9 protein-coding genes are annotated in these 13,921 nt (G+C 66.4%); all 9 read left to right on the top strand.

Translation table 11 applies throughout. The features are described from left to right. On the top strand, positions 1 to 579 hold a 579-nt coding region (locus ACLFQI_RS01085), incomplete at its 5' end, for a type 4a pilus biogenesis protein PilO (RefSeq protein WP_410756942.1). Continuing rightward, a complete protein-coding gene (locus ACLFQI_RS01080; RefSeq protein ID WP_410756941.1) occupies positions 576 to 1,148 on the top strand; it encodes a pilus assembly protein PilP in 573 nt (190 codons plus the stop codon). The genes ACLFQI_RS01085 and ACLFQI_RS01080, both read left to right, overlap by 4 nt. 12 nt (positions 1,149 to 1,160) lie before the next feature. Then, the gene (gene pilQ, locus ACLFQI_RS01075) at positions 1,161 to 3,590 is read left to right on the top strand and encodes a type IV pilus secretin PilQ (RefSeq protein WP_410756940.1); all 2,430 of its coding nucleotides are present in this window, start codon (positions 1,161 to 1,163) and stop codon (positions 3,588 to 3,590) included. Between the two features lie 88 nt (positions 3,591 to 3,678). Next, a complete protein-coding gene (aroK, locus tag ACLFQI_RS01070) occupies positions 3,679 to 4,203 on the top strand; it encodes a shikimate kinase AroK (protein WP_410756939.1) in 525 nt (174 codons plus the stop codon). Between the two features lie 64 nt (positions 4,204 to 4,267). Continuing rightward, positions 4,268 to 5,389, top strand: coding sequence for a 3-dehydroquinate synthase (gene aroB / locus ACLFQI_RS01065; protein ID WP_410756944.1), 1,122 nt, complete (start codon positions 4,268 to 4,270; stop codon positions 5,387 to 5,389). Positions 5,390 to 5,673: 284 nt separating this feature from the next. Next, the gene (gltB, locus tag ACLFQI_RS01060) at positions 5,674 to 10,353 is read left to right on the top strand and encodes a glutamate synthase large subunit (protein WP_410756938.1); all 4,680 of its coding nucleotides are present in this window, start codon (positions 5,674 to 5,676) and stop codon (positions 10,351 to 10,353) included. Beyond that, entirely contained in the window at positions 10,346 to 11,812 is a 1,467-nt protein-coding gene (locus ACLFQI_RS01055) for a glutamate synthase subunit beta (protein WP_410756937.1), read from the top strand. The genes gltB and ACLFQI_RS01055 overlap by 8 nt, the downstream gene beginning before the upstream one ends. Before the next feature lie 13 nt (positions 11,813 to 11,825). Then, positions 11,826 to 12,368, top strand: a complete 543-nt coding sequence (hslV, locus tag ACLFQI_RS01050) for an ATP-dependent protease subunit HslV (RefSeq protein WP_410756936.1) — start codon at positions 11,826 to 11,828, stop codon at positions 12,366 to 12,368. Positions 12,369 to 12,498: 130 nt separating this feature from the next. Next, positions 12,499 to 13,836, top strand: coding sequence for an ATP-dependent protease ATPase subunit HslU (hslU, locus tag ACLFQI_RS01045; RefSeq protein WP_410756935.1), 1,338 nt, complete (start codon positions 12,499 to 12,501; stop codon positions 13,834 to 13,836). Positions 13,837 to 13,921: the final 85 nt, after the last annotated feature.

Below are 13,921 nucleotides of genomic sequence, written 5' to 3'. Positions count from 1 at the left end.
GAACTCGATGTCACCACCATCGGCGACTGGCCTCTGGCCGCCAAGGCCGTGCTCATCGCCATGGCCTGCGGGTTGGTCGCACTCGGCTGGTATCAGGTCGTCATCAGCGATCAGCTCGAGCGCCTGAACAGCGCGCGGCAACAGGAACTGGAGCTGAGGCAGCGCTTCGAGCACGAACAGCCCAAGGCGGCCAGCCTGGAGGCAACTCGGCGGCAGGTGAACGCGCTGGAGGCGTCGTTCGAGGCCCTGCTGCACCAGCTCCCCGATGAGGCCGAGGTGGCGTCGTTGCTGGTGGATGTGTCGCGGACCGGGCGCGCGGCCGGGCTCGAGTTCGAGCTATTCCAACCGGCCGCCGAGTCCATCCGGGAGTTTTACGCGGAATTGCCGATTCGCGTGCGCGTGAGCGGTCGCTATCATGCGTTCGCGACCTTCATCAGTGGCTTGGCCGCGCTGCCACGGATCGTCACGGTGCACGACATCAGGATCGAGCGCGATCAGAAACCGGGCGCGGCCTTGGGGGCGATGAGCCTGAGCGCGACCGTGCGCACCTATCGCGCGCTGGAGGCCGACGCGGAATGAGCCGGCGGGCAGCAAGCATCGCCTCAAGCGCCGTCTCGTGCGCCGACTGGCGGCTGCTCGGGTTGGCCGTGGCAATCCTGCTGACCGCCTGCGCCGATGCCGGGCTTGCAGGACTCGAGTCCTATGCCGAGCGGATCAAGGCGCGCCCGCCGGCGGCGCTCGAACCGATTCCAGAGGTGATTCTGGCGGAGGCCTTCCTCTATCGACCCGGCGATCGCCGCGATCCGTTCGTGATGGATGAACAGGCCGCCGAACAAGCCGCCGAGGCGGCCCAGGAGACGCGCCCCACGGGCCTCTCGCCGGACCCGCGGCGGGCCAAGGAGCCGCTGGAGGCGTATCCGCTCGATGCCTTGCGCATGGTCGGCACCCTGGAGCGGCATGGGACGCGCTGGGCGCTGGTGACCAGCCCTGAAGGGACGCTGCATCGCGTGCGGGTGGGGCAGTATCTTGGCCGCAACAATGGCCGCATCACCCGTATCGAGCCGAATGCGCTGAGGCTGACGGAGACGGTTGAAAAACAGCCCGGTCAATGGGCGCGGCGACCGGCATCGATGGCACTCAAAGAATAGGTGGCAGCGATCATGACAGGCCTTGCAGCTGGGTTTCGGGGGTTGCTCGCTCAAGTTAAACCGCGGCGATGGCCGTGGATCGGCCTGATCCTGGCGGGCCTGATCCTGGCGGGCCTGGGCTCGGCAACGGCCGCGAGCACGAGCCTCGAGGTCGCGGAATTCGCCTCGCTGCCCGGCCATCGGGTCGAGATCGATCTGCTGTTCTCCGCGGTGCCGCCCGCTCCAAGCCATTTCGCGACCGAGAATCCGGCGCGGATCGCGATCGATTTTCCCGGCGTGTCGAGCCGCCTCGCGCGCAAGCCGCTGCCGATCGATCTCGGCGTCGCTCGCAGCCTGGTGGCGATCGCGGCAGGCGACCGGACGCGGGTCGTGATCAACCTGGACGCGCGCGTGCCTTACCGGATCGAGCGCCAGGGCAAGCGGGTGCGGGTGGCGTTGGATCCGGAACCGGCCGCGCCGCAGGCCCGGCGCCGCGACGCGCCCGAGCCATCGAGCCGGGGCACGGCGACGCGGGAGACCGCGCGGGACGCTGGCACCGATTCCGGTGCTGGTGCTCATGTTGGTGCTGGCGTTGGCGCAGGTGCTCACGCTGGCGTTGGCGCAGGTGCTCGCGCTGGGGCCGGCACAGGCGCTCGCGCTGGTGCCGGCGCCGCTAGGGGCGTCGGCGCGATCGAGGAGATCGATTTCCGTCGCGGCGCCGGCGGCGAGGGCCGGGTCATCATTCATCTGCCTTCTGCCGAGACGCGCGTCGCCGTGACCGAGGAGGGGCGCGATGTGGTCGTCGGCATCAGCGAGACCGCCTTGCCACGGCGGCTGTTTCGTCGCCTCGAGGTGGTCGACTTCGGGACGCCGGTCGCCGCTGTCGAGTCGCGTGCCGTGGGCGATGAGGTGCGGATCCGCATCAAGACCACCGCGCCCTTCGATTATCTGGCGTATCAGACCGATCGCCTGTTCACGGTCGAATTCCGGGCGCCGACCCAGACCGCCGGCGCCCAGCGCGAAGCCGAACAGGGCGTTTACACCGGCGATCCCCTGTCGTTGAATTTTCAGGATATCGAGATACGCGCGGTGCTCCAGGTGCTCGCCGACGTCACGGACTTGAATCTGGTCGCGAGCGATAGCGTCAGCGGCCGGATGACGCTGCGTCTGCGCAATGTGCCTTGGGACCAGGCGTTGGCGATCATCCTCAAGACCAAGGGGCTGGCGCAGCGTCAGAGCGGTAACGTCATCATGGTCGCGCCGGCCGATGAGCTGGCGGCGCGCGAGGTCCTCGCGTCGAAGACGCGCCAGCAGTTGCAGGCATTGGCACCGCTGCGCACCGAACTCATCCAGATCAATTACGCCAAGGCCGAGGCGCTCGTCGAGTTGCTGCAGGGACATCGCGAGGCGGTCGCCGAGCTCGGCCAGGCCGACATGGACGCGAGCCTCGATGCACAGCCTGCCGAGCCGCCGGCGCCGGTCTTGTCGAGGCGCGGCACGGTGACCTTCGATCAGCGCACCAATGCCCTGATCATCCAGGATACCGCCGAGCGCATCACGGCGATTCGCGCCCTGATCGCCCGCCTCGACGTGCCGGTCCGGCAGGTGCTGATCGAGTCGCGCGTGGTGATCGCCAATAACAGCTTTGCCCGCGATCTCGGCGTGCGCTTCGGCGCCAGTGGCTCGACGGGCGCCCTGGGTCAAAATGAGCTGCTGGTGGGCGGCGGCCAGATCAACGAGGGCGCAGGGCTTGGGCCCTACGGATTTTTCGATACGGGCCCATTTGGGGAAGATGGTCAAGGCGAGCGCTTCAATTCGACCCTGACCCGGGGTACCGGGGATCCGCTGAGGAACGACGCCGGCGCGCCGAATCTGTGGGTCAATCTGCCGGTCCAGGATGGTTCGGCGGCGATCAATTTTCTCCTCGGCAAGGTTGGCTCGCACCTGATCACGCTCGAACTCTCGGCCATGCAGCGCGAAGGGCGCGGAGAGATCATCTCCAGTCCCAGGGTGGTCACCGCCGATCAAACCCCGGCGATCATCGAGGTCGGGCAGGAGATCCCGGTGGTGACCCCGGCGACGGATGACTCGCCGGCCACGGTGCGCTACGAGCCGGCGACGCTGAAGCTGAATGTGACCCCGCACATCACCCCCGATGATCGCGTGGAAATGCGCCTGGAAGTCAACAAGGACGAGGCCGATTTCACCTTCACGGTGGATGGCAATCCGTTGCGCAACAGGCGCGCCGTGAGCACCTCGGTGTTGGTCGATAACGGCGAGACGATCGTGCTCGGCGGGGTGTTCGAGGGGCAGGAGAGCCTGAATGTCGAGAAGGTGCCCTGGTTGGGGGATTTACCCCTGGTTGGACGCCTCTTCAAGACGACTTCGCGCCAGCAGTCGAACCAGGAGTTACTCATCTTCGTGACGCCGAAGATCCTGAAGCCGGACCTTGCGATCCGCTGATCCGGCCCGCCCCGATCGACCGCCACGAGCGCGTCCGATGCGGTCGGCGGCTTGCTAGCGTCCGGCAAATCTGGCATACCTAATATCTATGATCAGACCACCTAACATTTTTCTCGTCGGCCCCATGGGGGCGGGCAAGAGCACCGTCGGCCGGCAACTGGCCGAGGCGCTGGGTTACGAGTTCCGCGACAGCGATCAGGAGATCCAGCGCCGCACCGGCGTTGATATCCCGACCATCTTCGAATTCGAGGGCGAGGAAGGCTTCCGCAAGCGCGAGCGCGGGGTCGTCGAGGAGCTGGCGCAGGAGGACGGCATCGTGCTGGCCACCGGCGGCGGCGTGGTGTTGACGCCCGAGAATCGCCAGCAGTTGGCGGCGCGCGGTTTCGTGATCTATCTGCATTGCAGCCCGGAGCAGCAGTTCGCGCGCACCGCGCGCGATCGCGGCCGGCCGCTCATCGATACCGATGATCCGCAACAGCGGCTGCGGGAGCTGATGGCCGAGCGCGAGCCGATCTATCGCCAGGTCGCCGACATGGTGGTCTCGACCGAGCGGCGCGGCACCGTCTCGGTGGTCAAGGAGATCCGCCGCCGGCTCGAGGGCGAGGAGGTCTAGCATGTCCACGCTTGGACCCATGGGACCCATGCCGGCGGCGCTGCCTGAAGAGAGGCGCGCGGCGATGCTGGAGCCGATCCCGGCGGCGCTCGGCGAGCGTCAGCGGCTCGACGTCGCGCTCGGCGAGCGCAGTTATCCGATCTTCATCGGGCGTGATCTGCTCTCCGATCCCGACTGCTATCGCCCGTTCATCAGCGGCAAGCGGGTGATGATCGTCTCCAACGCGACGGTCGCGCCGCTCTATCTGGAGGCACTGCGCGCGGGCCTGAGCGGGTTCGAGAGCGATCAGGTGATCCTGCCCGATGGCGAGCGCTACAAGGATCTGGCGACGCTCAATCGTCTCTTCGACGCGCTGCTCGAGCGCCGTTGTGGCCGCGACATCACCCTGATCGCGCTCGGCGGTGGGGTGGTCGGCGATATGGCGGGTTTCGCCGCTGCCTGCTATCAACGTGGCGTGCCGTTCCTCCAGGTGCCGACGACCTTGCTGGCGCAGGTCGATTCATCGGTGGGCGGCAAGACCGGCGTCAATCATCCGGCCGGCAAGAACATGATCGGCGCCTTCCATCAGCCCCGCGCGGTGATCGCCGATACCGCCACGCTCGAGACGCTGCCCGAGCGCGAGCTGTCCGCCGGTTTGGCCGAGGTGGTCAAGTACGGCCTGATCGCCGACCGGCCCTTCTTCGACTGGCTCGAGGACCGGGTGCCGGCCTTGCGCGCCCGCGAGCCGGCGACCCTGGCGACGGCGATCGCGCGCTCCTGCCAGAACAAGGCCCGGATCGTCGCCGCCGACGAGCGTGAAGCCGGCCAGCGCGCCTTGCTCAACCTCGGCCACAGCTTTGGCCATGCGATCGAGGCCGGGACCGGCTACGGCACCTGGCTGCACGGCGAGGCCGTCGGCGTGGGATTGGTGATGGCAGCGCAGCTCTCCGCGCGCCTGGGCTGGATCGACGCCGCCGCCGTGGCGCGTATCCGCGCGCTGGTCGCCGCCTGCGGTCTACCGATCCAGCCGCCGCCGGGTCTGAGCGGCGAGCGCTGGCTCGAACTGATGGCCATCGACAAGAAGGTGCAGGCGGGACGCTTGCGTCTGGTGTTGCTGAAAGGAATCGGTGAGGCGGTGCTGACCGCCGATGTCGATCCCGGGCTACTGCGTGCTAGCATCGCCTCGGCACAGGCCGGCACGGCATGAGACGCCCTGATCGCGGCGCACCGAGGCGGGGGCGGGGGCCGGTAAGCGATCCCGCGCGCTGCAATCGCGTGGCAGAGCGGCGGCATCCACAGTATGATTCGCGGTTCGCTAGCCGTAGCGCCTAGTCTGTCGCGCCTCATGTCGCGCCCAACGTTGCGCATGGCCACGCCCCGGCCCATGCGCCGAATCACTATCTAATCCAAACCGGAACTTCCCCGACGGTCAAAGGCCCCGAGGGGACGTCATTTTCGACCGCCATGTACCCGGTTTAGGGAGGTCCGCTGATGAACCTTCGCGCCTATCCAGCCGCCCAGGGCCTGTACGATCCCGCGCACGAGCGGGACTCCTGCGGTGTCGGCTTTGTGTGCCATATCAAGAACCAGAAGAGCCATCGCATCGTCGAGCAGGGCCTCGAGATCCTCGAACGGCTGACCCATCGCGGCGCGGTCGGCGCCGACCCCAAGGCCGGCGATGGCGCCGGTATCTTGGTGCAGATGCCGGATACCTTCTTCCGCGCCGTGGTCGATTTCGAGCTGCCCGCGCCCGGCCACTATGGCGTCGGCATGGTCTTCCTGCCCAAGGACGAGGCGGCGCGTGCCGAGATGCAGGCGACCGTCGAGCGCCATCTGGCCGAGGGCGGCCAGGGCCTGCTCGGCTGGCGCGATGTGCCGGTCGACAATCGCGAACTCGGCGAGAGCGTGCTGCCGACCGAGCCGGTGGTGCGCCAGGTCTTCGTCGCCTGCGGCGACAACTGCCCCGATCAAGACGCCTTCGAGCGCAAGCTGTTCGTGGTGCGCAAGCGCATGGACAACGCGATCCGCGCGCACGGCTACGACAAGACCGCCTATTACGTCGCCTCGATGTCGTCGCGCACCATCAACTACAAGGGCATGCTGCTCGCCAGCCAGGTCGGCAACTACTACCTCGACCTGCGCGACGAACGCTTCGAGTCGGCGCTGGCGCTGGTGCATCAACGCTTCTCGACCAACACCTTCCCGACCTGGGACTTAGCGCAGCCGTTCCGGATGATCTGCCACAACGGCGAGATCAATACCCTGCGCGGCAATGTCAACTGGATGGCCGCGCGCCGGCACACCATGCGCTCCGAGGTGCTCGGCGAGGACCTCGACACCATCTGGCCGCTGATCCCCGAGGGCCAATCCGATTCGGCCTGTTTCGACAACGCGCTCGAGCTGTTGGTGATGGGCGGCTACTCGCTGGCGCAGGCGATGATGCTGCTGATCCCGGAGGCCTGGTCCGGCAACCATCTGATGGACGAGAAGCGGCGCGCCTTCTACGAGTACCATGCGGCGCTGATGGAGCCCTGGGACGGTCCGGCGGCGATCGCCTTCAGCGACGGCCGTCAGATCGGCGCCACCCTCGACCGCAACGGCCTGCGCCCGGCGCGCTATCTGGTCACCAACGACGACCTGGTGGTGATGGGCTCGGAGATGGGCGTGCTCGACATCCCGGACGAGCGCATCGTCAAGAAGTGGCGCCTGCAGCCGGGCCGCATGTTCCTGATCGATCTGGAGCAAGGCCGCATCATCGACGATGCCGAGGTCAAGGCCGAGCTGGCCGGGGCCAAGCCCTATCAGGAATGGCTCGATCGCACCCAGATCCATCTCGACTCGCTGCCGACCGATGTCGCGCCGATGGCACCCGAAGAAAGCGTGCTGCTCGATGCCCAGCAGGCCTTCGGCTATACCCAGGAAGACCTCAAGTTCCTGCTCACGCCGATGGTGGTGACCGGCCAAGAGGCGGTCGGCTCGATGGGGGCGGACAATCCGCCCTCGGTGCTGTCCTCGCGTTCCAAGCATCTATCGACCTACTTCAAGCAGAACTTCGCCCAGGTCACCAATCCGGCCATCGACCCGATCCGCGAGGAACTGGTGATGTCGCTGGTCTCGCTGATCGGCCCGCGGCCGAATCTGCTCGGCCTCAACGAGGCCGGCCAGCATTGGCGCCTGGAGGTCGACCAGCCGGTGCTGACCAACGAGGATCTGGAGCGCATCCGCCACATCCAGGACAACTCCGGCGGCGCCTTCCGCACCAAGAACCTGCACATGGTCTATCCGGCCGCCGAGGGCGCGGACGGCATGGCGCCGGCGCTGGAACGTCTGTGCCAGGAGGCCGAGGCGGCGGTGCATGAAGGTCACAATATCCTCATCCTCTCGGACCGCAACACCAACGCCGACTACATCCCGATCCCGGCGCTGCTGGCCACCTCGGCGGTGCATCATCATCTGATCCGCCAAGGGCTGCGCACCAGTTCCGGGCTGGTGGTCGAGACCGGCGGCGCGCTCGAGGTGCATCACTTCGCGACCCTGGCGGGCTATGGCGCCGAGGCGATCAATCCTTACCTCGCCTTCGATACCATCCAGTCGCTGTTGCCGCGGCTGCGGATGGACGGCGCCGGGGAGCTGACCTTTGAAGAAGCGCAGGGTCGCTACATCAAGGCCGTGGGCAAGGGCCTGAAGAAGGTGATGTCGAAGATGGGCATCAGCACCTTCCAGAGCTACTGCGGCGCGCAGATCTTCGACGCGGTCGGCCTTAATCGCGCGTTCATCGCCAAGTACTTCACCGGCACCGCGAGCATGGTCGAGGGCGTCGGCCTGGCCGAGGTCGCGCGCGAGGCGGTGCTCTGGCATTCGCGCGGCTATGGCAACGAGCAAATCCTGCGCAAGCACCTCGATGCCGGCGGCGATTACGCCTTCCGGCTGCGCGGCGAGGACCACGTCTGGACGCCGGACACCATCGCCAAGCTCCAGCACGCGACCCGCGCCAACGATGCCGGCACCTATGCCGAGTATTCGCGCCTGATCAACGAGCAGAACGAGCGCCTGCTGACCTTCCGCGGCCTGATGGAGCTGAAATGGGCCGAGCAGCCGATCCCGCTGGAGGAGGTCGAGCCGGCCAAAGAGATCGTCAAGCGCTTCGCCACCGGCGCCATGTCGTTCGGGGCGATCAGCCAGGAGGCGCACGCGACCCTGGCCGAGGCGATGAACGCGATCGGCGGCAAGTCCAACACCGGCGAGGGCGGCGAGGAGCCGGAACGCTTCCTGCCGCTGGCCGATGGTTCGATGAACCCGGCGCGCTCGGCGATCAAGCAGGTGGCCTCGGGGCGCTTCGGGGTCACCACCGAGTACCTGGTCAACGCCGATGACATCCAGATCAAGATCGCCCAGGGCGCCAAGCCCGGCGAGGGCGGTCAGCTGCCCGGGCACAAGGTCAACGCGCAGATCGCGCGCGTGCGCCATTCGACCCCCGGCGTGGGCCTGATCTCGCCGCCGCCGCACCACGACATCTACTCGATCGAGGATCTGGCGCAACTGATCCACGACCTCAAGAACGTCAACCCCAAGGCGCGCATCTCGGTCAAGTTGGTCTCCGAGATCGGCGTTGGCACCGTTGCCGCCGGCGTCTCCAAGGCGCATGCCGATCACGTCACCATCGCCGGCTACGACGGCGGCACCGGCGCGAGCCCCTTGACCTCGATCAAGCATGCCGGCTCGCCGTGGGAGATCGGTCTCGCCGAGACCCACCAGACGTTGGTGCTGAACCGGCTGCGCGGGCGCATCGCGGTGCAGGTCGACGGCGGTATGCGCACCGGCCGCGATGTGGTCATCGGCGCATTGCTCGGTGCCGACGAGTTCGGCTTCGCCACCGCGCCGCTGATCGTCGAGGGCTGCATCATGATGCGCAAGTGCCATCTGAACACCTGCCCGGTCGGGGTGGCGACGCAGGACCCGGAGCTGCGCAAGAAATTCACCGGCAAGCCCGAGCACGTGATCAACTACTTCTTCTTCGTCGCCGAGGAGATCCGTGAGTACATGGCGAAGCTCGGCTTCCGCACCATGGACGCGATGATCGGCCAGATGGATCGCATCGAGATGCGTCAGGCGATCGAGCACTGGAAGGCCAAGGGGCTCGACTTTTCGCGCATCCTGACCAAGCCCGCGGTTGGCCCCGAGGTCGCGCTCTACAACCGCGAGGAGCAGGATCATGGCCTCGACAAGGCGCTCGACCATCGGCTGATCGAACAGGCGCAACCGGCGCTCGCGCGTGGCGAGCCGGTGCGCATCGAGACCGAGGTCAAAAACTTCCATCGCACCGTCGGCGCGCTGCTCTCTGGTCGCGTCGCCGAGCGTTACGGTCATGCCGGGCTGCCCGAGGACAGCATCCACATCAAGGCGCATGGCATCGGCGGTCAGTCGTTCGGCGCCTGGCTGGCGCGGGGCGTCACCATCGAGCTGGCCGGCGAGGCCAATGACTATGTCGGCAAGGGTCTCTCGGGCGGGCGCATCATCATCTACCCGCCCGAGCATGCCGGCATCGAACGCGCCGAGGACAACATCATCGTCGGCAATACGGTGCTCTATGGCGCGATCAGCGGCGAGGTCTATTTCCGCGGCGTGGCCGGCGAGCGTTTCTGTGTGCGCAACTCGGGCGCGACGGCGGTGGTCGAGGGCGTCGGCGATCATGGCTGCGAATACATGACCGGTGGCGTCATGGTCTGCTTGGGGCCGACCGGGCGCAATTTCGCGGCCGGCATGTCCGGCGGCATCGCCTATGTCTTGGATGAGCAAGGCACCTTCGCCGAGCATTGCAATCAGGCGATGGTCGAACTGGAGCCGATCGCGGCCGAGGATGCGGCGCTCGAGGCGCTGGAGCATCAGGGCGGCGATCTCGAGACGCACGGCTTCGTCGATCTCAGCCACGATATGACGCGCCATGATGCGTTGCGCCTGCGCCAGCTCATCGAGCGTCATCTGCACTACACCGATTCCGCCGTCGCCCGGCGCCTCCTCGACGACTGGCCGGCGATGCTCGGCCGCTTCGTCAAGGTGATGCCGGTCGATTACAAACGCGCGCTCGAGCAGATGCAATCGAGCCAGAGCCGGCCACCGAGTGCGTCGCGGCCGCACCCGTCCACGCTCAGAGAGGTTGTCGAGAATGGGTAAGCCAACCGGATTCATCGAGTACGAGCGCGCCGAGCTGGCCTATCAGCCGGCCTCGGACCGCATCGTCCATTACCACGAGTTCGTGCAGCCGATGAGCGATGCCGAGATCGGCATCCAGGGCGCGCGCTGCATGGATTGCGGCATCCCGTATTGCCATCAGGGCTGCCCGGTCAACAACATCATTCCGGACTGGAACGATCTGGTCTATCAGCAGGACTGGGAGGCGGCGATCGAGGTTCTGCACTCGACCAACAACTTCCCCGAGTTCACCGGGCGCATCTGCCCGGCGCCCTGCGAGACCAGCTGCACGCTCAACATCGACGACCAGCCGGTGGCGATCAAGGCGATCGAGCGCGCCATCGCCGACAAGGCCTGGGAGCAGGGCTGGGTCAAGCCGCAGGTGCCGACCCATCGCACCGGCAAGCGTATCGCGGTGGTCGGCTCGGGTCCGGCGGGACTGGCCTGCGCCCAGCAGCTCGCGCGCGCCGGCCACACCATCTCGCTGTACGAGAAGGAGGATCGCATCGGCGGCCTGTTGCGCTACGGCATCCCCGACTTCAAGCTCGCCAAGACCATGATCGACCGGCGCATGAGCCAGATGCGCGCCGAGGGCGTCGAGTTCCACACCAACTGCCACATCGGTGTCGATCTGCCGGTGGCAACGCTGATGGATGAGTACGACGCCGTCGTGCTCGCCGGGGGCTCGGAAAAACCGCGCGATCTCGATGTGCCGGGACGCAGCTACAACGGCATCCATTTCGCGATGGACTTTCTGCGCGCCAACTCCAAGCGCGTGCAGGGCGTCTATGTGCCGGACGAGGATTTCATCAGCGCGCACGGCAAGCACGTGGTCGTCATCGGCGGTGGCGACACCGGCTCCGACTGCATCGGCACCTCGAACCGCCATGGCGCTCGATCGGTCACCCAGATCGAGATCCTCGATAAGCCGCCGGAGAAGGAAGACAAGGGCCTGACCTGGCCCGACTGGCCGAATAAGCTGCGCACCTCGACCTCGCAGGAGGAAGGCTGCGAGCGCATGTGGAATATGCTGACCAAGTCCTTCGAGGCCGATGCCGAGGGCAACGTGACGGCGCTGAATTATGTGCTGGTGCACTGGGACAAGGACGAGAACGGCCGCTGGCAGATGTCCGAGGTCGAGGGCTCCGAGGCCCAGCTCAAGGCCGATCTCGTGCTCTTGGCGATGGGCTTCGTGCATCCGGTGCACGAGGGCATGCTCGATGAGTTGCGGGAGACGAAGGGCTTGGAACTCGATGGTCGGGGCAACGTGAAGGGCTCGACCGAGGGCGCCAATGCCTACTGCACCAATGTCGAGGGCGTGTTTGCCGCCGGCGATATGCGCCGCGGTCAGTCCCTAGTCGTCTGGGCCATCCGCGAAGGCCGCCAATGCGCGCGGGCGGTCGATGAATGGCTGATGGGGCGCTCGGACCTACCACGCTAAAACAGGGTGACTGATGCAGGAATTCCACGGAACCACCATCCTCTCCGTGCGCCGGGGACGCAATGTCGTCATCGGCGGTGACGGTCAGGTCTCGCTCGGCAACACCGTCGTCAAGGGCAACGCGCGCAAGGTGCGCCGCCTTTACAAGGAACGCGTACTCGCCGGTTTCGCCGGTGCCACCGCCGATGCCTTCACCCTGTTCGAGCGTTTCGAGGCCAAGCTCGAGAAGCATCAGGGCCATCTGACCCGCTCGGCGGTCGAGCTGGCGAAAGACTGGCGCACCGACCGCATGCTGCGCCGGCTTGAGGCGATGCTCTGCGTCGCCGATCAGGAGGCCTCGTTGATCATCTCCGGCACCGGCGATGTGCTCGAACCCGAGTACAACCTGATGGCGATCGGTTCCGGCGGTTCGTTCGCGGCGTCGGCCGCGCGCGCGCTGCTGGAAAATACCGAGCTGGATGCGCGTGAGATCGTCGAACGCGCGCTTGCCATTGCCGCTGATATCTGTATCTACACCAACCGAAACCTCGTACTCGAGGAGCTTGCCGACGATTAGTGCGGCGGGCCAGCATGCGGCGACCGCAGCGGGCTCAAGGCTGCTGCGGCCGACCGGCCCACCGAATTGACCCATAACTGCGTCGTGGCGCGCCGAGTCGCCTCAGGCGTCTTGCTGATCCCTCTGACTTATGTCCGACACCACCACCCCGAAACGCATCGTCGCCGAACTCGATAAGCACATCGTCGGTCAGCACGAGGCCAAGCGCGCGGTCGCGATCGCGCTGCGCAATCGCTGGCGCCGATCGCAGATCCCGGAGCCGATGCGCTCGGAGATCACGCCGAAGAACATCCTGATGATCGGCCCGACCGGGGTCGGCAAGACCGAGATCGCGCGTCGCTTAGCGCGGCTGGCCGAGGCCCCCTTCATCAAGGTCGAGGCGACCAAGTTCACCGAGGTCGGCTACGTCGGCCGCGATGTCGAATCGATCATCCGCGATCTGGCCGATATCGCCATCAAGATGGAGCGCGAGCGGCAGATGCTGCAGAACCGCGGCCGGGCCGAGAGCGCCACCGAGGAGCGCATCCTCGACGCCCTGCTGCCGCCACCGTCCAATTTCGACGAGGACAGTCGCGGCCACGGCGCCGGCTCCGGCACGCGCGAGAAGTTTCGCCACAAGCTGCGCGCCGGCGAACTCGATGAGCGCGAGATCGAGATCGAGGTCAGCATGGGGACCATGGGCGTCGAGATCATGGCGCCGCCGGGCATGGAGGAGATGACCAATCAGTTGCAGGGGCTGTTCAAGAATCTCGGCTCCAACCGCTCCAAGCGGCGCAAGCTGCGCATTGCCGAGGCGCGCAAGATCCTGCTCGACGAGGAGAGCGCCAAGCTGATCAACGAGGAGGAGATGAAGCTCGCGGCGATGACCAACGTCGAGCAAAACGGCATCGTCTTCCTCGACGAGATCGACAAGGTGACGCGCCGCGCCGAGCAGAGCGGGGGCGCCGATGTCTCGCGCGAGGGCGTGCAGCGCGATCTGCTGCCGTTGGTCGAGGGCAGCACCGTCTCGACCAAGCATGGCATGGTCAAGACCGACCACATCCTGTTCATCGCCTCCGGCGCCTTTCATCTGGCCAAGCCCTCGGACCTGGTGCCAGAGCTGCAAGGTCGGCTGCCGATCCGGGTCGAATTGCAGGCGCTGACCTCGGACGACTTCATCCGTATCTTGACCGAACCCGATGAATCGCTCACCGATCAATACTCGGCACTGCTGGCGACCGAAGGGGTCACCATCGCCTTTACCGAGGATGGCATTCGCCGCATCGCCGAGATCGCCTATCAGGTCAACGAGCGCACCGAGAATATCGGCGCCCGCCGTTTGCATACGGTGATGGAACGCCTGCTCGAGGATATCTCCTTCAATGCCACCGAGATGGACCGGGTCACGGTCACCATTGATGCCGGGTACGTTGACCAGAACCTGAACGAGCTGGCCGCCGACGAGGATCTCTCGCGCTACATCCTTTAGGCGCTTGCCGGAAATCGCCGTGACGCAGATCGCGTGCGGCTTCGGTATTGGTCGCTGAACCCCCACGTTGACCGCAAGCCGCCGA

Origin of the sequence: Halochromatium sp. (genome assembly GCF_046541315.1) — a bacterium.
Classification (GTDB): Bacteria; Pseudomonadota; Gammaproteobacteria; order Chromatiales; family Chromatiaceae; genus Lamprobacter.
Note: the sequence above shows the minus strand (reverse complement) of the source record. Positions and strands in the feature narration are given on the sequence as shown.